The sequence below is a fragment of the Pseudomonas sp. QC2 genome (assembly GCF_002859085.1).
GTDB lineage: Bacteria > Pseudomonadota > Gammaproteobacteria > Pseudomonadales > Pseudomonadaceae > Aquipseudomonas > Aquipseudomonas petroselini.
This window is the reverse complement of the sequence record NZ_PKKS01000003.1, coordinates 249,308-272,936: the sequence shown is the minus strand read 5'-3', so window position 1 is coordinate 272,936 and position 23,629 is coordinate 249,308. Positions and strand designations below refer to the sequence as shown.

20 protein-coding genes are annotated in these 23,629 nt (G+C 61.8%); 13 read left to right on the top strand and 7 right to left on the bottom strand.

Features of this window, described 5'->3' with window-relative positions; all coding sequences use genetic code 11:
- Positions 1–55: 55 nt before the first annotated feature.
- Entirely contained in the window at positions 56–1,543 is a 1,488-nt protein-coding gene (locus QCBJ_RS02750; protein ID WP_046035772.1) for an NCS1 family nucleobase:cation symporter-1, read from the bottom strand.
- Between the two features lie 591 nt (positions 1,544–2,134).
- Here QCBJ_RS02750 and hydA point away from each other — a divergent pair.
- The 3 genes from hydA to preA all read left to right on the top strand — a co-directional run bounded on the left by hydA (position 2,135) and on the right by preA (position 6,346).
- Complete coding sequence (hydA, locus tag QCBJ_RS02745) at positions 2,135–3,574, top strand: dihydropyrimidinase (RefSeq protein ID WP_102060091.1); 1,440 nt, start codon at positions 2,135–2,137, stop codon at positions 3,572–3,574.
- A 130-nt stretch (positions 3,575–3,704) separates the two neighbouring features.
- Positions 3,705–5,072 carry an NAD(P)-dependent oxidoreductase gene (locus QCBJ_RS02740; protein WP_102060090.1) on the top strand — a complete coding sequence of 456 codons (1,368 nt, stop codon included), beginning with the start codon at positions 3,705–3,707 and terminating at the stop codon, positions 5,070–5,072.
- Positions 5,069–6,346 (top strand): NAD-dependent dihydropyrimidine dehydrogenase subunit PreA, encoded by a 1,278-nt coding sequence (preA, locus tag QCBJ_RS02735; protein ID WP_177410642.1) that lies wholly within the window; start codon positions 5,069–5,071, stop codon positions 6,344–6,346. The genes QCBJ_RS02740 and preA overlap by 4 nt, the downstream gene beginning before the upstream one ends.
- 120 nt (positions 6,347–6,466) lie before the next feature.
- Here preA and QCBJ_RS02730 read toward each other — a convergent pair whose 3' ends face one another.
- Positions 6,467–7,087: a TetR/AcrR family transcriptional regulator gene (locus tag QCBJ_RS02730; protein WP_043205574.1), complete on the bottom strand. Its 621-nt coding sequence runs from the start codon at positions 7,085–7,087 to the stop codon at positions 6,467–6,469.
- 116 nt (positions 7,088–7,203) lie between these two features.
- Here QCBJ_RS02730 and copC point away from each other — a divergent pair, with 116 nt between their 5' ends.
- From copC to QCBJ_RS02685, 9 genes are all read left to right on the top strand, one after another.
- Complete coding sequence (gene copC / locus QCBJ_RS02725) at positions 7,204–7,569, top strand: copper homeostasis periplasmic binding protein CopC (protein ID WP_015884740.1); 366 nt, start codon at positions 7,204–7,206, stop codon at positions 7,567–7,569.
- Positions 7,570–7,572: 3 nt separating this feature from the next.
- On the top strand, positions 7,573–8,430 hold the full coding sequence (gene copD, locus QCBJ_RS02720; protein WP_046035775.1) for a copper homeostasis membrane protein CopD: 858 nt from the start codon (positions 7,573–7,575) through the stop codon (positions 8,428–8,430).
- Positions 8,431–8,593: 163 nt separating this feature from the next.
- Positions 8,594–9,856 (top strand): OprD family porin, encoded by a 1,263-nt coding sequence (locus QCBJ_RS02715; RefSeq protein WP_102060088.1) that lies wholly within the window; start codon positions 8,594–8,596, stop codon positions 9,854–9,856.
- A gap of 230 nt (positions 9,857–10,086) precedes the next feature.
- Entirely contained in the window at positions 10,087–10,905 is an 819-nt protein-coding gene (locus QCBJ_RS02710) for an NAD(P)-dependent oxidoreductase (RefSeq protein ID WP_102060087.1), read from the top strand.
- A 30-nt stretch (positions 10,906–10,935) separates the two neighbouring features.
- Positions 10,936–11,811, top strand: a complete 876-nt coding sequence (locus QCBJ_RS02705) for an SMP-30/gluconolactonase/LRE family protein (RefSeq protein ID WP_015884744.1) — start codon at positions 10,936–10,938, stop codon at positions 11,809–11,811.
- 51 nt (positions 11,812–11,862) lie between these two features.
- Entirely contained in the window at positions 11,863–12,825 is a 963-nt protein-coding gene (locus QCBJ_RS02700) for a TRAP transporter substrate-binding protein (protein WP_102060086.1), read from the top strand.
- A 63-nt stretch (positions 12,826–12,888) separates the two neighbouring features.
- Positions 12,889–13,416 (top strand): TRAP transporter small permease, encoded by a 528-nt coding sequence (locus QCBJ_RS02695; RefSeq protein ID WP_046035779.1) that lies wholly within the window; start codon positions 12,889–12,891, stop codon positions 13,414–13,416.
- Position 13,417: 1 nt separating this feature from the next.
- Positions 13,418–14,698 carry a TRAP transporter large permease gene (locus tag QCBJ_RS02690; RefSeq protein WP_015884747.1) on the top strand — a complete coding sequence of 427 codons (1,281 nt, stop codon included), beginning with the start codon at positions 13,418–13,420 and terminating at the stop codon, positions 14,696–14,698.
- Positions 14,699–14,700: 2 nt separating this feature from the next.
- Positions 14,701–15,594 (top strand): aldose 1-epimerase, encoded by an 894-nt coding sequence (locus QCBJ_RS02685; RefSeq protein ID WP_102060169.1) that lies wholly within the window; start codon positions 14,701–14,703, stop codon positions 15,592–15,594.
- A gap of 76 nt (positions 15,595–15,670) precedes the next feature.
- Here QCBJ_RS02685 and QCBJ_RS02680 read toward each other — a convergent pair whose 3' ends face one another.
- From QCBJ_RS02680 to QCBJ_RS02660, 5 genes are all read right to left on the bottom strand, one after another.
- Positions 15,671–16,822 (bottom strand): HlyD family secretion protein, encoded by a 1,152-nt coding sequence (locus QCBJ_RS02680; protein WP_015884749.1) that lies wholly within the window; start codon positions 16,820–16,822, stop codon positions 15,671–15,673.
- On the bottom strand, positions 16,819–18,465 hold the full coding sequence (locus tag QCBJ_RS02675; RefSeq protein WP_015884750.1) for an MFS transporter: 1,647 nt from the start codon (positions 18,463–18,465) through the stop codon (positions 16,819–16,821). The genes QCBJ_RS02680 and QCBJ_RS02675 overlap by 4 nt, the downstream gene beginning before the upstream one ends.
- Positions 18,466–18,877: 412 nt before the next feature.
- Positions 18,878–20,356, bottom strand: a complete 1,479-nt coding sequence (locus tag QCBJ_RS02670) for a DASS family sodium-coupled anion symporter (RefSeq protein WP_102060085.1) — start codon at positions 20,354–20,356, stop codon at positions 18,878–18,880.
- 184 nt (positions 20,357–20,540) lie between these two features.
- On the bottom strand, positions 20,541–21,347 hold the full coding sequence (locus QCBJ_RS02665; RefSeq protein ID WP_102060084.1) for a sulfite exporter TauE/SafE family protein: 807 nt from the start codon (positions 21,345–21,347) through the stop codon (positions 20,541–20,543).
- On the bottom strand, positions 21,348–22,592 hold the full coding sequence (locus QCBJ_RS02660) for an FAD/NAD(P)-binding oxidoreductase (protein WP_102060083.1): 1,245 nt from the start codon (positions 22,590–22,592) through the stop codon (positions 21,348–21,350).
- A gap of 167 nt (positions 22,593–22,759) precedes the next feature.
- Here QCBJ_RS02660 and QCBJ_RS02655 point away from each other — a divergent pair, with 167 nt between their 5' ends.
- On the top strand, positions 22,760–23,623 hold the full coding sequence (locus QCBJ_RS02655) for an MBL fold metallo-hydrolase (RefSeq protein ID WP_102060082.1): 864 nt from the start codon (positions 22,760–22,762) through the stop codon (positions 23,621–23,623).
- The last annotated feature ends 6 nt before the right edge of the window (positions 23,624–23,629 follow it).

Sequence of the window (23,629 nt, the reverse complement as noted above, 5' to 3'; positions counted from 1 at the left end):
TTATAAGTGGAACAGGTGGAACCCCCTCCCACATTTGGATTGCATTCCACTTCCGTTACAGCGGTGACTTAGCAGTGACCGGGCTGATACCACGCTTGGCATTCAAGCCGTAATACAGCAAGCCGCCCAGCGCCGAACCGGTGAACCAGCCATAGCTGTAGAACCAGCTGAACGCATCGCTGCCCAATGACAGCAAGGTCAGCACCACCGGCACGCCAAACGCGATAAAGCCACTCCAGTTCCACGCCGGGTACACGTCATCGCGGTACAGCCCGGCCAGGTCCAGTTGTTGTTTGCGGGTGATGAAGTAGTCCACCACCATGATCCCGGCAATCGGCCCCAACAGGCTTGAATAGCCGAGCAACCAGTTGGAATACACGGTTTCCAGGCTCACATCGGAAACGATCAGGCCAAGCTTTTTCAGCAGTTCATGGCCCATCAACGCCAACCCCACCAACCCGGTCAGGATCACGGCGGTGGTGCGGTTGATCAGCTTGGGCGCGATGTTCTGGAAGTCGTTGGTCGGCGACACGATGTTCGCCGCCGTGTTGGTGGACAGGGTGGCGACGATGATCAACGCCATCGCCACCGCCACCCACACCGGGCTCTGGATATGCCCGATCAGGGTGACGGGATCGGACACGCTGACGCCCACCAATTTCACCGAGGCGGCGGTCATGATCACGCCGAGGGCGGCGAACAGGAACATGGTCAGCGGCAGGCCGAAAATCTGCCCGAGAATCTGGTCCTTCTGGCTTTTTGCGTAGCGGCTGAAGTCGGGAATATTCAGCGACAAGGTGGCCCAGAAACCCACCATCGCGGTGAGGCCGGCCATGAAGTAACCGGTGAGGCTCGCGCCCTCGGGACGCTTGGGCGGGATCGCCATCAATTCGCTGATCGACACGTTAGGCATTGCCCACACCAACAGGCCGATCCCCACCGCCACCAGCAACGGCGCCGACAACGTTTCAAGGCGCTTGATCGATTCGGCGCCGCGCAGCACCACCCACAAATTCAGGCACCAGAAAATCATGAAGCCAATCACTTCACCCGTGCCGCCGAGGGACTTCCAGCCGTCGAAAATCGAGCCCAGGAACAGATGAATCGCCAGCCCGCCAAACATCGTCTGGATACCAAACCACCCGCACGCCACCAGCGCCCGGATCAGGCACGGCACGTTGGAACCGAGGATGCCGAACGATGAGCGCAACAACACCGGGAACGGTATGCCGTACTTGGTGCCGGGGAAGGCGTTGAGGGTCAGCGGGATCAGCACCACGATGTTGGCCAGCAAAATCGCCATCAGCGCCTCGCCCACCGACAAGCCGAAATACGCGGTGAGCACCCCGCCCAAGGTATACGTGGGCACGCAGATCGACATGCCGACCCACAGCGCGGTGATGTGCCACTTGTTCCAAGTGCGTTCATGCACCTTGGTCGGTGCCATGTCGTGGTTGTAGCGCGGGCTGTCGAGGACGTCGGGGCCGGCGTCGAGTTCGTACAGGCCGTTGCGTTCAATGACTTGCGATCTGTTCTGTTGCATGGCCGCTCCACGGTTTTTTCGAATTATTGTTGCTCATCCAACGCGCTGCGCCGGATGGCCGGAGTACCTCATAAACAACATGACATCACGGACCCGGCCAGCCGCCACTGCACTCAATAACCGTGCCGACTACGGCCCTCGAACCCGTACCGCTTATATAACTGGCTGATGTTAATCAGCTTTCCGATTGAGCCCGCGGTACTTGCCACGTTACTCAGGCTAAATAATGCGTAAGTTGCCCGAACCCTCCGGACTCAATCTGGTGCAACACAATTATTTTTATTAACTGTCTTCGTCAAGAGGCATCTCTCAAGCGTCTGATTTGCAATAAGAAATGTTGCTCAATTTACGAACCTGTCAAGTGCGTCAAAATGGTGAGTGGCCGCCACATTTTGGTGATTTATTAACTTTTACCTTATAAATCAACAAATTAAACACGGTATAAGCTTATAAAAAATCTTCTTGCTCAATCGAAAAACTCGGGCTAGTTTCTATTCCTGTCACCGATGACAGGAATTAACCGACCATCGGTAAGCAGCATTACAACACTTAGAACTGGCACAAGCCGGTCAAGCCTGTGAGGAACTCGACATGTCGCTGTTGATCCGTGGCGCCACCGTTATTACCCATGATGAAAGTTACCGCGCCGATGTGTTATGCGCAGGCGGTCTAATTCGCGCCATTGGCACGAACCTGGAGGTTCCCGCCGGCACTGAGACACTCGATGGCAGCGGTCAATATTTGATGCCCGGCGGCATCGACCCCCACACCCACATGCAACTGCCCTTCATGGGCACCGTGGCCAGTGAAGACTTTTTCAGTGGCACGGCAGCAGGCCTGGCGGGGGGCACTACGTCGATCATCGACTTTGTGATTCCCAACCCGCAGCAATCCTTGATGGACGCGTTTCACCAGTGGCGCGGCTGGGCGGAAAAATCCGCGTCCGACTATGGCTTCCATGTGGCGATTACCTGGTGGAGCGAGCAGGTGCGCGAGGAAATGGCCGAGCTGGTCAGCCACCATGGCATCAACAGCTTCAAGCATTTCATGGCCTACAAAAACGCGATCATGGCGGCGGACGACACCCTGGTCGCCAGCTTCGAGCGTTGCCTGGAATTGGGCGCGGTGCCCACCGTGCACGCCGAGAACGGCGAGCTGGTGTACCACCTGCAACGCAAGCTGATGGCGCAGGGCATCACCGGGCCGGAAGCGCACCCGCTGTCGCGCCCATCCCAGGTCGAAGGTGAAGCGGCCAGCCGTGCGATCCGCATCGCCGAGACTATCGGCACGCCGCTGTACCTGGTGCACGTGTCGACCAAAGAAGCGCTGGATGAGATCACCTATGCGCGCAGCAAGGGCCAACCGGTGTATGGCGAAGTCCTCGCTGGCCACCTGTTGCTGGACGACAGCGTCTACCAACACCCCGACTGGCAAACCGCCGCCGGCTACGTGATGAGCCCGCCGTTCCGCCCCCGCGGGCATCAGGAGGCGCTGTGGCATGGCCTGCAATCCGGCAACCTGCACACCACCGCCACCGACCATTGCTGCTTCTGCGCCGAGCAAAAAGCCGCCGGCCGAGACGACTTCAGCAAGATCCCCAACGGCACCGCCGGCATCGAAGACCGCATGGCGCTGCTGTGGGACGAAGGCGTCAACACCGGGCGCCTGTCGATGCAGGAGTTCGTCGCGCTGACCTCCACCAACACCGCGAAGATCTTCAACCTCTACCCGCGCAAAGGCGCGATCCGCGTGGGTGCGGATGCCGACCTGGTGTTGTGGGACCCCGAGGGTACACGGACCATTTCCGCCAAGACCCATCACCAGCAGGTCGACTTCAATATCTTCGAAGGCAAGACCGTGCGCGGTGTGCCGAGCCACACCATCAGCCAGGGCAAGCTGGTCTGGGCCGATGGCGACCTGAGGGCCGAGCGCGGTGCGGGGCGGTATGTGGAGCGGCCGGCGTACCCGGCGGTGTTTGAGCAGTTGAGCAAGCGGGCGGCGCATTCCAAGCCAGTGGCTGTGAACCGCTGAGACCGCTATCGGGAGCAAGCCCCCTCCCACCCAATGTGGGAGGGGGCTTGCTCCCGATGAGGCCAGTACAGGCAACACAAAAACCACTGCCCAGCAGAGGCAGCACCTCAATAACCGTGAGGCCACCACCGTGATCCAGACCCTGACCCACCTCCCCCATCCCGTTGAGGATGGAGCCACCCTCGCCAGCCATTTCACCGACTTGGCACCGCCCCTCAACGCACGCCAGGCACAATTGGAAGCCTCGCGCTGCCTGTACTGCTACGACGCGCCGTGCGTGAACGCGTGCCCCAGCGAGATCGACATCCCCTCGTTCATCCGCAACATCCACACCGACAACGTACAAGGTGCCGCGCAGAAAATCCTCTCGGCCAACATACTCGGCGGCAGCTGCGCGCGGGTGTGCCCCACCGAGATCCTGTGCCAGCAGGCCTGCGTGCGCAATAACGCCGAAGAATGCGCCCCGGTGCTGATCGGCCTGCTGCAACGCTATGCCGTCGACAACGCGCACTTCAGCGAACACCCCTTCCAGCGCGCAGCCCCCACCGGCAAGCGCATCGCCGTGGTCGGCGCCGGGCCTGCCGGTTTGGCCTGCGCCCATCGCGCCGCCCTGCACGGCCATGACGTGGTGATCTTCGAAGCCCGCGAGAAAGCCGGTGGCCTGAATGAATACGGAATCGCCAAGTACAAACTGGTGGACGACTTCGCCCAGAAAGAGCTGGATTTCCTCCTGCAGATCGGCGGCATCGAGATCCGCCACGGCCAGCGCCTGGGGGACACTCTCACCCTCAGCGAACTGCATCAGCAATTCGATTCGGTATTCCTGGGGCTCGGCCTGGCCGCGAGCAAACAGCTGGGCCTGCCCCACGAGGACGCCCCCGGCCTGCTCGCCGCCACCGACTACATCCGCGAACTGCGCCAGGCCGATGACCTCACACAACTGCCCCTGGCCGACCGCTGCATCGTGCTCGGTGCCGGCAACACCGCTATCGACATGGCTGTGCAAATGGCCCGCCTCGGCGCCCGCGACGTCAACCTCGTCTACCGTCGAGGCCTGGCCGACATGGGCGCGACCCACCATGAACAGGACATCGCCAAGGCCAACCAAGTGCGCCTGCTGACGTGGGCCCAACCCGAAGAAGTGCTGCTGGACGACCAGGGCCATGTGCGCGGCATGCGTTTCGCCCGCACGCGCCTGGACAACGGCCGCCTGCAACCCACCGGCGAAACCTTCGAACTGGCTGCCGATGCGATCTTCAAGGCCATCGGCCAGGGTTTTGACAGCGAGGCACTGCACGATCCGCTGGCACAACAGCTGCACCGCGTGGGCGAGCGGATCTTCGTCGACGAGCAGCTGCGCACCAGTATTCCCGGGGTTTACGCCGGTGGCGACTGCGTCAGCCTTGGCCAGGACCTCACCGTGCAGGCCGTGCAACATGGCAAGCTGGCCGCCGAAGCCATGCACGCCCAACTCATGCTGAATGTGGAGGCTGCATAATGGCCGATCTCTCGATTGTATTCGCCGGCATCAAGGCCCCCAACCCGTTCTGGCTGGCCTCCGCGCCGCCCACCGACAAAGCCTACAATGTGGTTCGCGCGTTTGAAGCTGGCTGGGGCGGCGTGGTGTGGAAAACCCTGGGTGAAGACCCGGCGGCGGTCAACGTGTCCTCCCGCTACTCGGCGCACTATGGCGCCAACCGCGAAGTGCTGGGCATCAACAATATCGAGTTGATCACCGACCGCTCGCTGGAGATCAACCTGCGGGAAATCACCCAGGTAAAAAAGGACTGGCCGGATCGAGCGCTGATCGTGTCGCTGATGGTGCCGTGCGTTGAGGAGTCCTGGAAAAACATCCTGCCGCGGGTGGAAGCCACCGGTTGCGACGGTATCGAACTGAACTTCGGTTGCCCCCACGGCATGCCCGAACGTGGCATGGGCGCGGCGGTGGGCCAGGTGCCGGAGTATGTGGAACAGGTGACGCGCTGGTGCAAGACGTATTGCTCGCTGCCGGTAATCGTCAAACTCACGCCGAACATCACCGACATCCGCGTCGCGGCCCGGGCGGCGTATCGCGGGGGGGCCGACGCGGTGTCGCTGATCAACACCATCAACTCCATCACCAGCGTGGACCTGGAACGCATGGTCGCCCTGCCGATGGTCGGCACTCAGAGCACCCACGGCGGGTACTGCGGTTCAGCGGTGAAGCCGATTGCGCTGAACATGGTCGCCGAAATCGCCCGTGACCCGCAAACACAAGGCCTGCCGATCTGCGGCATCGGCGGTATCGGCAACTGGCGCGACGCGGCTGAATTCGTCGCCCTGGGCTGCGGCGCGGTGCAGGTGTGCACGGCGGCGATGCTGCATGGGTTTCGGATCGTGGACGAGATGAAGGACGGGCTGTCGCGGTGGATGGACAGTCAGGGTTACACCAGCCTGCAGGAATTTTCCGGTCGTGCGGTGGGCAATACGACGGATTGGAAGTACCTGGATATCAACTATCAGGTGATTGCGAAGATCAATCAGGAAGCCTGCATTGGTTGTGGGCGTTGCCATATCGCCTGCGAGGATACGTCGCACCAGGCGATCGCGAGCTTGAAGCAGGCGGATGGCACGCATCAATACGAAGTGATTGATGATGAGTGTGTGGGCTGCAACCTGTGCCAGATCACCTGTCCAGTGGCGGACTGTATCGAGATGGTGCCCATCGACACGGGCAAGCCGTTCTTGAATTGGACGCAGGATCCGAGGAATCCTTACCGGGAGGCTGTGTAGGCCTTTAGACCGCCATCGGGGGCAAGCCCCCTCCCACATTCGACCGCATTCTTTCAGGTGAAATGCAGTCAGGTGTGGGCGGGGGCTTGCCCCCGATGAGGCCCTCAGCCCCAACAAAGATCAAGGCTCCAACCCAATCCCGCGCAAAATCACACCCGTCACCGTCTGTATTGCCCTCTCGAACTGCATGTCCGACAACGGCTGGTGATCATTCAGGATCTTCACCTGATGATCAAAGTCGGCGTAGTGCTGCGTCGAGGCCCAGATCATGTACAGCAGGCTCGACGGCTCCACCGGGAGGATGCGTTTGTCTTCCACCCACTGGCGAATTTTCGCTTCCTTCATCTTGGCCCAGTCGTACAGGCTTTCATCCAGCGCCTCGCCGAGCGTCGGCGCGCCATGGATGATTTCGTTGGCCCAGACTTTCGAGCCATAGGGCCGCGTACGCGAGCGCTGCATTTTGGCGCGGATATAACTGCTGAGCACCACCCGTGGGTCATCGAAGGTTTCGAAGCTCAGGGCGTCCTGTTTCCACACTTCCAGCAGGTCGAACAGCACGGCGCTGTACAGCTCGCTCTTGGTGGTGAAGTAGTAATGCAGGTTGGAGCGCGGCAGTTGCACTTCTTGCGCGATATCGGCCATGGCGGTGCTGCCATAGCCCTTTTCGGCGAAGATTTTCTCCGCCGCCAAAAGGATTTTCTCGACGTTGACCCGACGAATTCCGATCTTGTGATTGCCCATAAGGGCTCCCTGACGACGACATGCCCCAAAGACTACCATCCGCTCTAGATCGGGGCGACAAGCGAAGTCGAAACTTCGTACACTCCCGGCTCCTATCCATTGATTGGTATTGCCCAATGTTGATCAAGAAAGCCCTGACTGCCGTCGCCCTGCTCGCCTCCCTGCTGGGCGCCTCGGCCGCATTTGCCCATGCCCACTTGAAAAGCGCTACCCCTGCCGCCGACAGCACCGTCGCCGCCCCTGCCGACCTGCGCCTGACCTTCAGCGAGGGCGTCGAAGCCACGTTCACCAAGGTGTCCCTGAGCAAGGACGGTACCGAAGTCGCCATCAAGGGCCTGGAAACCCCGGACGCCGACAAGAAAACCCTGGTGGTCACGCCGGCCGCCCCTCTTGCCGCCGGGAACTACAAAGTGGTGTGGAACGCGGTGTCGGTCGACACCCATAAGAGCAACGGCGAATACAGCTTCAAGGTCGGCCAATAACCCATGGCGACGCTGCTGGTGCTGTGCCGTTTCCTGCATTTCATCGTCGTGTTGCTGATGTTCGGGGCCTGCGTATTCAGGCCCTGGCTGCTGGGCGCTGAACCGCAGCCGGCGCTGGACCGGCAGTTGCTGCGCATCACGCGCGCCTTGGCCTGGCTCGGGCTGATCTCTGGCGTGGCGTGGTTGATACTGATCACCGCCAGCATGGCCGGCAGTTGGGACGCGGCGCTGCAACCGGCCACCGTGCAATTGGTGTTGGGCAAGACGTTTTTTGGCCAGGTCTGGGCCTGGCATTTGTTGCTCAACCTGTTGCTGGTGATGGTGCTGATCAGGCCCAGGGCGGCGCTGCGCCTGCCCTTAATCGCGCTGCTGCTGGCAACCCTCGCTCCCGTCGGCCATGGCGCGATGCTCGATGGCCTGAGCGGGCAATTACTGATCCTCAACCAGGTGGTGCATTTGGTCTGCGTCGGCGCCTGGCTTGGCGGGTTGTTGGTGCTGGTGCTGATCCTCCGGCAGCCGCAACGCTTCGCGCTGGAACCGATCCTGCGGCGCTTCAGCGGTGTGGGTTATGGGCTGGTGACGGGCTTGCTGATGACCGGGCTGATCAATGTGCGCGTGCTCACCGGGCAGCTGTGGCCCACACCGCTGTTCGATGGGTTTGCGTTGATCTTGCTGATCAAGGTGATGTTGGTGCTGGGCATGCTGGCGCTGGCGTTGCTGAATCGTTTGCGCCTGGAGCGTTGTGACGAGCGACTGGGCAGTTTGAAGTCCAGCGTGATGTTGGAATGGTTACTAGGTGTTTCAGCGGTGGCGGCCGTTTCCCTGCTGGGTACGTTGCCGCCCATGGTTCTGGCCGGCTGATTCCCCCCGACCACATTGACCCAGCCCACTTTTGGCCAACGTCGAGCCAGTCATCCTATAACTTCCAGTTGACAAGCCCTGAAAAGCCCGCAAATATCCCGCTCGATGTTGTACGACGACGTATAACAAATAATAAAAACAACAAACGAAAGGGAGCTCCACCGTGAGTCAATTCGCCCGCAATTCGTCCTCGTGTATCGGCCTCATCGCGCTCGGCAGCCTGGCGTTCACCCTCCCCCCCAGCGTCCACGCCGAAGGTTTTATCGACGACGCCAAGTCCACGCTCAACCTGCGCAACGCCTACTTCAACCGCAACTTCACCAACCCGACCAACCCCCAGGGCAAGGCCGAAGAGTGGACGCAGAGCTTCATTCTCGATGCGAAGTCCGGCTTCACCCAGGGCACCGTAGGTTTCGGGATTGATGTGCTGGGCCTGTATTCGCAAAAGCTGGATGGCGGCAAAGGCACTGGCGGTACGCAACTGCTGCCGATCCACGACGACGGCCGCCCTGCCGATAACTTCGGGCGCCTGGGCGTGGCGCTGAAGACAAAACTGTCGAAGACCGAATTGAAGGTCGGCGAATGGATGCCGGTACTGCCGATCCTGCGCTCCGACGATGGCCGCTCACTGCCCCAGACCTTTCGTGGCGGCCAGGTCACCTCCAACGAGATCGCCGGCCTGACGCTCTATGGCGGCCAGTTTCGCGGCAACAGCCCGCGCAACGACGCGAGCATGGAAGACATGTTCATGAACGGCAGGGCCGCGTTTACCTCCGACCGCTTCAACTTCGGCGGCGGCGAATACACCTTCAACGACAAGCGCACCCAGGTCGGCCTGTGGTACGCCGAATTGACCGATATCTACCAGCAGCAATACTTCAACCTCACCCACAGCCAACCGGTGGGTGACTGGACCCTGGGCGCCAATCTCGGTTTCTTCAACGGCAAGGAAGACGGCAGCGCCCTGGCCGGCGACCTCGATAACAAGACCGCCTTCGCCCTGCTTTCGGCCAAATACAACGGTCACACCTTCTACGTGGGCTTGCAGAAACTCACCGGCGACAGCGCCTGGATGCGCATCAACGGCACCAGCGGCGGTACCCTGGCCAACGACAGCTACAACGCCAGCTACGACAACGCCAAGGAAAAATCCTGGCAGTTGCGTCACGACTTCAACTTCGTGGTGCTCGGCGTGCCGGGGCTGACCCTGATGAACCGCTATATCAGCGGCAGCAATGTGCACACCGGCGCGATCACCGATGGCAAGGAATGGGGCCGTGAGTCGGAACTGGCCTACACGGTGCAGAGCGGTGCGCTGAAGAACCTCAACGTGAAGTGGCGCAACTCGACCATGCGTCGGGATTTCAGCAACAACGAGTTTGATGAGAACCGGATCTTTATCAGCTATCCGATCTCGTTGCTCTAGCCCCTGGAATACTTGTAGTGAGCGGGCTTGCCCCGCGCTGGGCTGCGAAGCAGCCCCAATAGGTCTATGCGTTTTATCAGGTCGTTCTCGGCGTCTGGTTTTAGGGCTGCTTCGCAGCCCAGCGCGGGGCAAGCCCGCTCACTACAGGAAGAACGTTGACAACCTGGGGGCTCACTCACAATACTTCGGCATAGTCATACGACAACCTACAACAAAAATTTGGAATCCCCATGACCACGACCACCCCTGCTCCCTTCAACCGCCTACTGCTCACCGGCGCCGCCGGCGGCCTGGGTAAAGTCCTGCGTGAACGCCTGCGTCCTTACGCCCACGTGCTGCGCCTGTCCGACATCGCCAACATGGCTCCGGCTGCGGACGCGTCCGAAGAAGTGCACACCTGCGACCTCGCCGACAAACACGCCGTGCACCAGTTGGTGGAAGGTGTCGATGCGATCCTGCACTTTGGCGGCGTTTCGGTTGAGCGTTCGTTCGAAGAAGTCCTCGGCGCCAATATCAGCGGCATTTTCCATATCTACGAGGCCGCCCGCCGCCACGGTGTGAAGCGCGTGATTTTCGCCAGCTCCAACCATGTCATCGGCTTCTATAAACAAGGCGAGAAAATCGACGCCCACTCCCCTCGCCGTCCGGACAGCTACTACGGCCTGTCCAAGTCCTACGGCGAAGACATGGCGAGCTTCTACTTCGACCGCTATGGCATCGAGACCGTCAGTATCCGCATCGGCTCCTCGTTCCCGGAACCGCAGAACCGTCGGATGATGCACACCTGGCTGAGCTTCGACGACCTCACTCAACTGCTCGAGCGCGCGCTGTACACGCCAAACGTCGGCCACACCGTGGTCTACGGCATGTCGGATAACCTCGACACCTGGTGGGACAACCGCTACGCCGCACACCTGGGCTATGCCCCCAAAGACAGCTCCGAAGTCTTCCGCTCACAGGTCGAAACCCAGCCACCGGTCGCCGCCGACGACCCGGCCAAGGTTTATCAGGGCGGTGCGTTCTGCGCCGCTGGGCCATTCGGTGACTGAGCGCACAACAACCCAAGGGAATGAGTTGCCATGAACGCTGAATTGATTGTCGACGCCCGCAATGCCGTGGGCGAATGCCCGGTGTGGGTGCCGGAGGAAAACGCCCTGTACTGGGTGGATATTCCCAACGGTGGCCTGCAACGCTGGAGCGCCGACACCGGCCACGTTGCCGCCTGGACTGCCCCGCAGATGCTCGCCTGTATCGCCCGCACCGACGCGGGCAACTGGGTCGCGGGGATGGAAACCGGCTTCTTCCAACTCACACCGCACAACGACGGCAGCCTCGACACCACGTCTCTGGCGAGCGTCAAACACCCACGCCCGGACATGCGCCTCAACGACGGCCGCTGTGATCGCCAAGGCCGTTTCTGGGCCGGTAGCATGGTGCTGAACATGGGCGCGAACGCAGCCGAAGGCATCCTCTATCGCTATGCATCGGGTTCATTGCCCCATGCCCAGTTGAACGGTTTCATCACCCTCAACGGCCTGGCCTTCAGCCCCGATGGCCGCACGATGTACGCCTCGGATTCACACCCGCTGGTGCAACAGATCTGGGCCTTCGATTACGACATCGAGACCGGCACGCCGTCCAATCGCCGCGTGTTCGTGGACATGCATAAGCACCTCGGCCGACCCGACGGCGCCGCCGTGGATGCCGATGGCTGCTACTGGATCTGCGCCAACGACGCCGGGCTCATCCACCGCTTCACCCCCGAGGGGCGTCTCGACCGCTCCCTCACCGTACCGGTGAAAAAACCCACCATGTGCGCCTTTGGCGGCAGTCGCCTGGACACCCTGTACGTCACCTCGATCCGTGACGACCAGAGTGAGCAGTCGCTGGCCGGCGGCGTATTCGCCCTCAATCCTGGCATCACCGGTTTACCCGAGCCCACGTTCACCCTCTAGCTGCATCGCTGTGCCTTGAATACAACAATAACAAGACTGGAGACGTACCCCATGGACTTCAAACGCACCTTGCTCGCCGCTGCATGCTTCGCCCTGAGCAGCGCCGCCCACGCGCTGGAAATCAAATTCGCCGACATCCACCCCGCCGGCTACCCCACCGTCGTGGCCGAAGAAAACATGGGCAAGGCCCTGACCAAGGAAAGCAACGGCGAACTGACCTTCAAATACTTCCCTGGCGGTGTGCTGGGCTCCGAGAAAGAAGTGGTCGAGCAGGCCCAGGTCGGAGCCGTGCAGATGACCCGCGTCAGCCTCGGTATCGTCGGCCCGGTGGTCCCGGATGTGAACGTCTTCAACTTGCCGTTCGTGTTCCGTGACCAGGCCCATATGCGCAAGGTCATCGACGGCGAGATCGGCGACGAGATCCTCGCCAAGATCACCAACTCCGAATTCGGCCTGGTCGCCCTGGCCTGGATGGACGGCGGCACGCGCAACCTCTACACCAAGAAGCCGGTGCGCAAGATCGAAGACCTGAAGGGCATGAAGATCCGCGTGCAAGGCAACCCGCTGTTCATCGACGCCTTTAATGCGATGGGTGCCAACGGCATCGCCATGGACACCGGCGAGATCTTCAGCGCCCTGCAGACCGGCGTGATCGACGGTGCGGAAAACAACCCCCCGACCCTGCTGGAACACAACCACTTCCAGAATGCCAAGTACTACACCCTCACCGAGCACTTGATCCTGCCGGAACCCATCGTGATGTCGAAAATCACCTGGAACAAACTCACCCCCGCGCAACAGGACATGGTGAAAAAAGCCGCCAAGGCCGCCCAAGCTGACGAGCGCGTGCTGTGGGACGCCAAGTCCGCCAGCAGTGAGGAAAAACTCAAAAAGGCCGGTGTCGAGTTCATCACCGTCGACAAAAAACCCTTCTATGACGCCACCGCAGCGGTACGGGCGAAGTACGGCGCACCCTACGCCGACATCATCAAGCGTATCGACGCCGTTCAGTAACCTCCCTTCCCTTAGCAAGGCCCGGCGCGGCCCATGCGGACGCGCCCGGTTACGGTGAACGCCATGAAGAATTTACTGCTGCGCATCAACGACCGCATTTATATGACCTGCATCTGGGTCGCCGGCCTCTCGGTACTCGGGGTCGCACTGATCATCCCCTGGGGCATCTTCGCCCGCTATATCCTCGGCACCGGCTCGAGTTGGCCGGAACCCACCGCCATCCTGCTGATGCTGGTGTTCACCTTTGTCGGCGCGGCCGCCAGTTACCGCGCGGGGGCCCACATGTCGGTGGCGGTAGTGACCGACCGCCTGGCACCGCGCCAACGCCAAGTGGTCGGCGTCGTCTCACAACTGTTGATGGCCATCATCTGCCTGTTCATGACCGTCTGGGGTACCAAGCTGTGCCTGTCCACCTGGAACCAGTTCATGAGCGCCATCCCCACCCTGCGCGTGGGCATCACCTATATGCCGATTCCCATTGGCGGCCTGCTGACGCTGATCTTTGTCGTGGAAAAACTCCTGCTCGGTGACCAGAGCAACCGTCGGGTCGTGCGTTTCGATCTGGTTGAAGAAAGCGAAGGGGCCGCCTGATATGGACGCATTGATTCTGTTGGGCAGTTTTATCGCCTTGATCCTGATCGGCATGCCCGTGGCCTATGCCCTCGGGCTGTCGGCGCTGATCGGCGCGTGGTGGATCGACATTCCGTTCCAGGCCCTGATGATTCAGGTGGCCGGCGGGGTGAACAAGTTTTCGCTGATGGCGATTCCGTTCTTTGTGCTGGCCGGGGCGATCATGGCCGAAGGCGGCATGTCGCGGCGGCTGGTGGCGTTTGCTGGGGTGCTGGTGGGCTTTGTGCGGGGCGGCCTGTCCTTGGTGAATATCATGGCCTCGACGTTTTTCGGCGCGATTTCCGGTTCGTCGGTGGCGGACACCGCCTCGGTCGGTTCGGTGCTGATTCCGGAAATGGAACGCCGCGGGTATCCCCGTGAGTTCGCCACGGCCGTGACCGTCAGCGGTTCGGTGCAGGCGCTGCTGACCCCGCCCAGCCATAACTCGGTGCTTTACTCCCTCGCGGCGGGCGGTACGGTGTCGATCGCCTCGTTGTTCATGGCCGGCGTGGTACCGGGCCTGCTGATGAGCGCCTGCCTGATGGTGCTGTGCCTGATCTTCGCGAAAAAACGCAATTATCCCAAGGGCGACGTCATCCCCTTGAAGCAAGCGCTGAAGATCGCCGCCGACGCACTCTGGGGCCTGATGGCCATGGTGATCATCCTCGGCGGCATCCTCTCAGGCATCTTCACCGCCACCGAGTCCGCCGCGATTGCCGTGCTCTGGGCGTTCTTCGTGACCATGTTCATCTACCGTGACTATAAGTGGCGCGAGCTGCCCAAGCTGATGCACCGCACGGTGCGCACCATTTCCATCGTGATGATCCTGATCGCCTTTGCCGCCAGCTTCGGCTACATCATGACCCTGATGCAGATCCCGGCGAAGATCACCACGATGTTCCTGACCCTGTCGGACAACCGCTACGTGATCCTGATGTGCATCAACGTCATGTTGTTGTTGCTCGGCACGGTGATGGACATGGCGCCATTGATCTTGATCCTCACGCCGATCCTGCTGCCGGTGGTGCTCGGCCTCGGCGTCGACCCGGTGCACTTCGGCATGATCATGCTGGTCAACCTCGGCATTGGCTTGATTACGCCGCCGGTGGGTGCCGTGTTGTTCGTGGGGGCGGCAGTGGGCAAGGTCAGTATCGAGAAAACCGTGAAGGCGCTGCTGCCATTCTATGGGGTGCTGTTCCTGATCCTGATGGCCGTGACCTACATTCCGGCGCTGTCGCTGTGGCTGCCCAGCGTGGTGCTGTGATGATGATTGAACTTGAAGACAACCTGACCCACCTCACGGTGAATCCGGCCGTGGGCGGCAGCCTCGTCAATTGGACGGTGCGCGCCACCGGGCAGCCGTTGCTGCGCCATAACGATGAGCAGGCGATCCTCACCGGTTTGCCGGGCAAGCTGGGGTGCTATCCGTTGGTGCCTTGGTCCAACCGCATTGCCCACGGCGGTTTCGATAACCCCGAGGGTTGGCTGGCACTCACGCCCAACAGCCTGACCGATCCGCTGCCGATTCACGGTTCGGCCTGGCAGCAAGCGTGGCAGGTGGTTAGCCAGTCGGCGGATGAAGCCGTGCTGGAAGTGCGATGTGACACGCCGTTTGCCTATCGCGCCGAGCAGCGTATTCGCTTGAGCGATGGGGCCTTGCGTATCGAACTGCGGGTGACTCATCTGGCCGAAACAGCCGCATGGCATGGCGTGGGCTTGCACCCGTACTTTCCGCGTCGGCCGGGTACCCGGTTGCGGGCCAAGGCCGCACAGGTGTGGATGAGTGATGCGTCCAAGCTGCCGACGGGGTTGGCGCCGGTGCCGGGCGAGTGGGATTTCCAAGGATTGAAAAACCTGCCCGAAGGCCTGGTGGACAATGGGTTTTGCCAGTGGGATGGGCAGTGCCGGATCGAGCAACCGGAGCTGGGTTATGCGCTGGAATGCCAGGCGAGCGGCGCGGATTACTTCCTGCTGTATTGCCCGCCGGGGTTGGGGTTCTTTTGCATCGAGCCGGTGAGCCATCCGGTGAATGCCCATCACCTGCCGGGGCGGCCCGGTTTGAAACTGCTGGAACAGGGCCAGTCAACCCACCTCACCTTCAACCTGAAATACATTCAAAATGTGGGAGGGGGCTTGCCCCCGATGGCGGTGAATCAGTAATACATTGGGTGGCTGAGACACCGCTATCGGGGGCAAGCCCCCTCCCACAGTTTTGATTTGTGTTGTGTCAGTGATGTCAGGGTGGGCTGTTTTTCAGGCGGCCAGCGGTGTCGATGCTGACGACAACCGACAACCCCGGCCGCAACCGCTCGCTCTCGGCCTGGTCGGGATCCACCGTAATTCTCACCGGCACCCGCTGGGCGATCTTCACGAAGTTGCCGGTGGCGTTGTCTGCCTGCAACAGGCTGAACTCCGAGCCGGTGGCCGGGGAAATATGCTGCACCGTGCCGTGGAATTTGCGGTGGTTCAGGGCGTCGACCGTGAAGGTCACCGGCTGGCCGACCTGCACATTGTCCATCTGGGTTTCTTTCATATTGGCGATCACCCACAGCTGCTTGGGCACCAGCGCCATCAACTGCGCGCCGGAGTTGACGTAGGCCCCAAGGCGCACGCCAATCTGCCCCAACTGACCGTCACGCGGTGCGATGATGCGGGTGTTGGACAGGTCTATACGCGCCAGCTCCACCGCCGCCTCGGCACTCGCCACGGCCGCTTCCAGGGAACCGCGGTTGACGATCACCGTCTGCAGGTCCTGACGCGCGATTTCCAGGCTGGCCTGGGCCTGGGCCACCGCCGCGACGGTCTGCGCGTTGGCGGCACGGGTCACGTCCAGCTCGCGCTTGGACACCGAACCGTCACTGATCAACGCTTCATTGCGGCGCAAGTCGGCCGTGCTTTTGCGCGCCTGCGCCTGGCTGTCCACCAAGGCCGCCTGGCGTAACTGGATGGTGGCTTCGGCGCTGTTGCGCTGCTGCACCACATTCGCCAACGACGCCTTCTGCACCGCCAGTTGCGCCAGCGCCTGGTCGAGGCGCTGCTTGTAGATGCGATCATCCAGGCGCACCAGCAGATCGCCTGCCTTCACGTACTGGAAATCCTGCACCGGCACGTCGAACACATAGCCGCTGAGCTGCGGACCGATAATCGTGACTTGCCCACGCACCAGCGCGTTTTCGGTGGTTTCCACCGCGCTGCTGAACGGCGGCAATTGCCAGGCATACAGCACAATCAACACACCAACGATGGCAATCGCGGCAAAGCCCAGGGACGAGACGATGCGCACCCGCAAGGAGCGCGGCTCGGTCACCGTGGCCCCGGGAGGCGTGCTGCCTTCCGGCGTGGAAGCGATGGCGTTGGTGGTCGTGGTGGTGGAAGTCGGTTCGGTCATGAAGAAGCGCCGCTGGGTTGAACGGAAGGGGCTGCTGCCTGGGTGGTGCTCATCAGCCACAGACTGCGGATAAAGATCCAGATCATGGTCAGTATTGCGATGATCGCGATCAGCATGAAGACATCGTTGTAGGCCATCACGTTCGCTTCACGGGTCGCCGCCGTGGCCAGGCTGCGAATGCCCATCAAGTTGCGCAGCTCGGGGTCGGCGACAATGCCGCCGTAGGCCGAGCCGCCGCTCTGCACCCGCGCGGCTACACGCGGGTCGAGCAGGGTCAGGTGTTCGACGATCATGCTCGAGTGATATTTCTCGCGCACGATCTGGAACGTCCCCAACAACGCCGCGCCGATCAGGCCGCCGAGGTTCTGGCAAATGCCGAACATCACCGAAAAACTCACCAGGTTGCGCGGGTTGGCCAGCACGTTCTTGGTGCCCAGCACCATGGTCGGCCCCAGGAAGAACGTCCCGCCGAAGCCTAGCAGGAACTGGCTGATATACAGGTTCTGCGGCCGGGTGAGGTTGCTGGAAAAGCTGTCCATCACCGACCCCGTGGCCATCAGCGCCAGGGAAATCACCAGCGGCATCAGCAAATGCGCCGGGTTGATAGTCAGGGCGCTGACCGCCAGCCCCGCAATCGCCCCGGCGAGCATCACCACATAGAGCGTGTGCATCTGCTGGTAGCTCATGTTCAACATCTGCATGAACCCCACGGCACCGGTGGACTGCTCGGACAGCACCATGCGAATCAGGATCACCGCCAGTGCCAGGCGAATCATCACGCCGCTGCCCAGCCAGCGGGTCATGAGCATCGGGTTGGCGCGGTTATGCTCGATGGCCAGGCCAGCCATGATCAGCACCAGGGAGCAGGCCGAGGCCACGCCGATCCACGGTGCCTCCAGCCACCAGTCGATGCGGCCCAGGGACAGCACGGCGCAGAGCAACGCGACACCGGTAGCCAGGATGGCGAAGGTCAGGAAGTCGAGTTTTTCAAAGGTCTTGAAGCGGTCACCGGGCGGTAACTTGAGCAGGAATACACAGCCCAGGCAGATCAGCGCCATGCCCAGTTCGAACAGGTACAGCCCGCGCCATTCGGCGATTTGCAGCAAATCTTCGGAGAACAACCGCGCCAGCGGCAAGGCCAACTGCGCCGTGCCCAACCCCAGCACCAGCGACTTCAAGCGCCACTTGGCCGGGAAGGCCTGGATCATGTAGTACAAGCCCAATGAACTCAGCGCCGCCCCCACCATGCCGTGGGCCGCCCGCACCGCAATGGCGGAGTTGAGGTCGTTGACGAACAAGTGGCCGAAGGTCACCAGCGCATACAGCACCAGGAACACTTCGGTGAATGCGCGCAGGCCGAACTGCTGGCGAAACTTCACCAGCAGCAGGTTCATGCACACGTTGGTCATCACATAGGCGGCGGGAAGCCAGGCCATTTCAGCGGTGGTCGCGCCCAGTGCACCTTGCAGGTATTGCAGGTTGGCGATCACCAGCGCGTTACCCAGCCCGCCGGTAATTGCCACCAGCACCCCCACCATCGCGAACAACCAACGCTTATAGGTGGGGTGCAACGGCGTCGACGGCGAACCGGGCAGGCTGGGCCGCTCGTGGGGCTCCCAGGTGTGGGGGGTGTATGTGTTCATTCGATGACCTAGATGACCCGACGCAGGATGTCGGTAAAACCATTACTCAGGGAGTAGTAAACCTGAGGGGAGTTCATCTTGTCATTTCGAAGGAACAACGGGTCATCGAAGTGAGCACGGTAAAACCGGTGGGAGCGGGCTTGCTAGCGACACACCGCCATCGGGGGCAAGCCCTAATGCCAGTCAGTTAAGAAGCAGCAAGAGCGAAAAGTAACCCGTGGCGAGGGAGCTTGCTCCCGCTGGACTGCGCAGCAGTCCCAGTCTTTTGAAACAAAGAGCTGGGGCCGCTTCGCGACCCAGCGGGAGCAAGCTCCCTCGCCACAGGTACGGTGCTCATTTTTAACTGACTGGCATTAGGGCAAGCCTCCTCCCACATGGAATCTGCAGTGTATTGGAGACAACCTTCACACTGTCAGACCCAGCCGAGCCAGCTCCAGTAAGTGGCGGCAAACACCAGCATCAGCGCATAGCCGATCACCGTCACCAGAACCCCCACCTTGGCAAATTGCCGCGCCGTAAACGTCCCCGTTCCCAGGCACACCATATTCTGCGGCGCATTGATCGGCAGAATAAACCCATAACTCATCACAAACCCCAGCAGCATCGTCATCCCCAACCGACTGAACTCCCCCGGTAACGTCTGCAACACCGCAATCAGGATCGGCAGCAACGCCGAGGTCAACGCCGTGGCACTGGCAAACCCCAAATGAATCACGATCAAAAACGCCCCAAGAATCGCAAACACCCCCAGCGGCCCAACCTGATCCAACCCCGTGTGAGCCACCACGGCAGCCCCCAACCACTGCCCCGCCTGGGTGGTCAGCAGCGCCGTACCCAGGCTGATGCCCACCCCAAACACAATCACCGTGCCCCAAGGAATCCGCGACTGCACATCCTTCCACGTCATCACGCCGATGCCTGGCAGCAACAGAAACACCAACCCCGCATACGTGGTCGAGGTGGTGTCAAAACTGTGCAAACGCCCTTCCGTGGCCCAGGCCAGCAGCAACAACACCGACACCGTCAACAGGCGCTTCTGCGGCCCCGTCATCGGCCCGATGTCCACCAGCGATTGCGCCACCGCCTCTTTACCGCCCGGGATGCTGTCGGTCTCCGGCGGCAACAATTTGAGCACCAGGAACAGCAACACCGCCGACATGATCAACGCCCACGGTGCCCCCGCAATCAGCCAGTCGATCCACGACACGCGCTGGCCGAGCATCTTGTCCATGAAGCCGACGGTCAGCAGGTTCTGCGCGGCGGCGGTCTGGATGCCGACGTTCCAGATGCTGGTGCCCTGGGCCACCACGATCATGATGCCGGCCGCGATGTTCGAGCGTCTGTCCACGCCAAACGCGGCGATCACGCCCATCATGATCGGCACCACGCAGGCACTGCGCGCCGTGGCGCTGGGCACAACGAGGCTGAGCAGAATGGTCACCGCAACCGCTCCGAGCAGGATGCGCCGGGTACTCGTGCCGATCCGGCTCAGCGTCACCAGGGCGATGCGCCGGTCCAGACCGGTATGCGTCATCGCGGCGGCGATGAACAACGCGCCCGCCACCAGCGCCAATGCCGGGTTGGAAAAACCGGTAAGCGCCATGCTGATGGCCGGGCTGGTGCCGATCAGATGGACAGGGTCTTGCACCGACGGCGCCGTGCCGAGCAGAAAAGCCATCAGCGAGGTGATCATGATCGCACTGGCCTCATAGGACACCGCCTCGGTGATCCACACCACCACGGCAAACGCGAGGATCGCCAGCATGCGGTGCCCAGCCACCGGCAGGTCGGCGGGCAGGGGCAACAGCAGCACCCCGGCCATCACCAGCACGGCGACTACCAGGCCCAGGGGAAACTTGAATGATGCGGCGGTTGTGGCGGGGGCGTTCATGGCGGGCTCCATCAGCCTTCAAATCAGGCCGCAAGCATGCCCTGGATTGCCACAGGCTGCGTTGACAGGTATCAACGCCTCAAGCCAAAAGCGGGCTCAATACGGCCCGCCACTCGCCGGGCGTGACCGGTTTGTTCAACAACGGTGCTGGGCACTGGGTGGAGGACACGAGAGGATGAGCCGATCAGATGGCCGCTTTAACCACCATGCCAATAGCAACCAGTACACACAAACTGGCAAAACCCACCTGCAAGGTACGCGCGGGAATCACCGAGCACAGGCGTCGGCCGGCCAGCATGCCGACGATGCTTGCGCCGATAAATACCCAGCCTATCGGTTCAATGCGGACACCGGCATGGAACGCACCGGCCACACCGATCAGCGAGAGCAGGCTGATCACCATCAAGGAGGTGGCGACGATGCCGCGCATCTGCACATCGGTGAGCTGCTTGAACGCCGGCACGATCAGGAACCCGCCGCCGACGCCCAGCAGGCCGGACACCGCTCCCGTCACCGCACCGAGGGCGGCCAGGGTTGCGCTGCACTTGGCGGTCCAGGCGAAGCGCCCGGTTTGCTGGTCGAGCATGCAGTTTTTCTGGGCCCAGGAGGCGGTGCCATGGTCACTCGGCCCGGCCTCGCGTTTTTCGCGCTGCAACATGCGCCAGGCCACCAGCACCATCAACGCGCTGAACAGGCCCATCAGCACGGGCTCCGGCAACTGGTGGGCAAAGAACACGCCCACTGGCGAAAACAACGCGCCAAGCAACGCGATCAGCAACGCAGCACGGTAGCGCACCAGGCCATGGCGCAAACCGTCAATCGCCCCCACCGCTGCCGCCGCGCCCACGGCGAGCAGCGACACCGGCGCCGCCTGGGTCATGCTCAACCCCAGGCCCAGCACCAGCGCCGGCACCCCGAGGATGCCGCCGCCCGCGCCGGTCAGGCCCATGACCAGGCCCATCAATAATCCCAACACACTGGCCAGCAGCATTCAGTCCACCTTGCTCAGGCGGGTCAGCCATTCGCGGCCCTTGAGCATGCCGTTCCAGTAGAACCACGGCAGCAAGGTGGCCTTGAGGAACCACATTGAGCGGCGCGCCTGGGTCGGGTCCAGGGGAAAGGTCGGCAGCAATTTGCCGCCATAGCCGAACTCGGCCAGCACCACCTTGCCCTTCTCCACCGTCAGCGGGCAGGAACCGTAGCCGTCGTACTTGAGCGGCAGCGGCGCCTGTTTGCGCAGGGCCAGCAGGTTTTCGGCGACCACCACGATTTGCTTGCGCGCCGCAGCGGCGGTCTTGGCATTGGTGGTGCCGCACACGTCGCCCAGGCCGAAGATATGCGGGTAACGCAGGTGTTGCAGGCTGTGGGGGTTGACTTCGCACCAGCCGGCGGCGTCAGCCAACGGGCTCTGGCGGATGAACTCCGGGGAGACTTGGGGTGGGACCACGTGAAGCATATCGAAGGATTTCTCTTCAACCGTCGCATTGCCTGCGGCGTCCTTCACTTCGAACCAGGCCTTGCGTGCCGGGCCATCAACCTTCACCAGGTTGGAATTGAACGCCAGGCGGGCAGCGTATTTTTCGATGTACTTCATCAGCGGCGGCACAAACGTCGCCACGCCGAACAGCGCGGCGCCGGCCAGGTTGAATTCGACGTCGATGTTTTTCAGAGCGCCCTGTTTGAGCCAGTGGTCGCACGACAGGTACAGGGCTTTTTGCGGCGCCCCCGCGCATTTGATCGGCATGGCCGGCTGGGTAAAGATCGCCTTGCCGCCCTTGAGTTGCTGCACCAACTGCCACGTATAGGCCGCGTGCTGGTAACTATAGTTGGAGGTGACGCCATGCTGGCCAAGGGTGTCTTGCAGCCCTTCGATCTTCTCCCAGGCCAGGCGCAGGCCAGGGCACACGATGAGGTTGTTCCAGGTGACGCGTTGGCCGCTGTCGAGGACCAGCGTCTGCTCGTCCGGCAGCAGTTCGGTGACGGCGGCCTGTACCCAGGTGACGCCATTGGGCAGTACGTCGGCCAGCCGGCGGCGGGTCTTTTCCAGGTCGTAGGCGCCGCCGCCCACCAGGGTCCAGGCGGGCTGGTAGCAGTGGTGGTCGCTCGGCTCGATCAGGGTGATATTCAGGTGGGGGTCGCGCTTGAGCAGGCTGGCCAGCAGGCCGATCCCCGCCGAGCCGCCGCCGATGACTACGATATCGCCACTGATGGTAGGGCCCCAGTGTTGTTCGGTCATGGTCTATCGCCTTTTGAATTCGATGCACACAAGGAGCGTTGCCGTATGGCGTCACGTCCCGTTACAGGTCGATCCTTTGCCTCGGACCGTTTTTTTCCCTTAAGCTCGCAAGCCTATGTGGAAAACATCTCGAATGTAAGCCGCAATCCACTACAAGGACCGCCGCCATGCCCGCGTTGATACAAGCCTTTCTGGACGAGGCGTCGTCGACCTACACCTACGTCCTACACGAGGCAGATGATGGCCCCTGTGCCATCGTCGACTCGGTGCTCAACTACGACCCGGCCTCCGGGCGCACCGACACCCGCCAGGCCGACAAGGTGATCGCCTACGTGCGCGAACATCGCCTGCAGGTGCTGTGGTTGCTCGAAACCCACGCCCATGCCGACCACCTCTCCGCCGCGCCTTACCTGCGCCGGACGCTGGGCGGCAAGATCGCGATTGGCCAGTCCATCAGCAAAGTGCAGGACGTGTTCAAGAACCTGTTCAACCTGGAGCCGGAATTTCGCGTGGACGGCTCGCAGTTCGATCACTTGTTTGCGCCGGATGAGGTGTTTCATATCGGCTCTATCAAGGCCCAGGCCCTGCATGTACCCGGGCATACCCCGGCGGACATGGCCTACCTGATCGACGATCGGCTGATCCTGGTGGGCGATACGCTGTTCATGCCCGACGTTGGCACGGCGCGCTGCGACTTCCCCGGCGGTGATGCGCGGCAGTTGTATGCATCGATGCGCAAGCTGCTGGCGTTTCCTTTGGAGACCGAGCTGTACGTGTGCCATGACTACCCGCCCGAAGGCCGTGAAGCAAAGTGCCTGACCACGGTGGCCGAGCAGCGCGCGGGGAATATCCATGTGCATGACGGAGTGGATGAAGCGGCGTTTGTCGCGATGCGCACCCAGCGTGATGCCGGGCTGGGGATGCCGACGCTGTTGCTGCCGGCGATCCAGGTGAATGTGCGGGCGGGGAATATGCCGCCTGCAGAGGAAAATGGGGTGACTTACCTGAAGATCCCCTTGAACCAACTGTGAAAGCGG

Coding starts and splice junctions, on each gene's coding strand:
- QCBJ_RS02750 (WP_046035772.1), bottom strand. CDS start 1,543: ATGCAACAGAACAGATCGCAAGTCATTGAACGCAACGGCCTGTACGAA.
- hydA (WP_102060091.1), top strand. CDS start 2,135: ATGTCGCTGTTGATCCGTGGCGCCACCGTTATTACCCATGATGAAAGT.
- QCBJ_RS02730 (WP_043205574.1), bottom strand. CDS start 7,087: ATGGGCAATCACAAGATCGGAATTCGTCGGGTCAACGTCGAGAAAATC.
- copC (WP_015884740.1), top strand. CDS start 7,204: ATGTTGATCAAGAAAGCCCTGACTGCCGTCGCCCTGCTCGCCTCCCTG.
- copD (WP_046035775.1), top strand. CDS start 7,573: ATGGCGACGCTGCTGGTGCTGTGCCGTTTCCTGCATTTCATCGTCGTG.
- QCBJ_RS02710 (WP_102060087.1), top strand. CDS start 10,087: ATGACCACGACCACCCCTGCTCCCTTCAACCGCCTACTGCTCACCGGC.
- QCBJ_RS02705 (WP_015884744.1), top strand. CDS start 10,936: ATGAACGCTGAATTGATTGTCGACGCCCGCAATGCCGTGGGCGAATGC.
- QCBJ_RS02700 (WP_102060086.1), top strand. CDS start 11,863: ATGGACTTCAAACGCACCTTGCTCGCCGCTGCATGCTTCGCCCTGAGC.
- QCBJ_RS02695 (WP_046035779.1), top strand. CDS start 12,889: ATGAAGAATTTACTGCTGCGCATCAACGACCGCATTTATATGACCTGC.
- QCBJ_RS02690 (WP_015884747.1), top strand. CDS start 13,418: ATGGACGCATTGATTCTGTTGGGCAGTTTTATCGCCTTGATCCTGATC.
- QCBJ_RS02685 (WP_102060169.1), top strand. CDS start 14,701: ATGATTGAACTTGAAGACAACCTGACCCACCTCACGGTGAATCCGGCC.
- QCBJ_RS02680 (WP_015884749.1), bottom strand. CDS start 16,822: ATGACCGAACCGACTTCCACCACCACGACCACCAACGCCATCGCTTCC.
- QCBJ_RS02675 (WP_015884750.1), bottom strand. CDS start 18,465: ATGAACACATACACCCCCCACACCTGGGAGCCCCACGAGCGGCCCAGC.
- QCBJ_RS02670 (WP_102060085.1), bottom strand. CDS start 20,356: ATGAACGCCCCCGCCACAACCGCCGCATCATTCAAGTTTCCCCTGGGC.
- QCBJ_RS02665 (WP_102060084.1), bottom strand. CDS start 21,347: ATGCTGCTGGCCAGTGTGTTGGGATTATTGATGGGCCTGGTCATGGGC.
- QCBJ_RS02660 (WP_102060083.1), bottom strand. CDS start 22,592: ATGACCGAACAACACTGGGGCCCTACCATCAGTGGCGATATCGTAGTC.
- QCBJ_RS02655 (WP_102060082.1), top strand. CDS start 22,760: ATGCCCGCGTTGATACAAGCCTTTCTGGACGAGGCGTCGTCGACCTAC.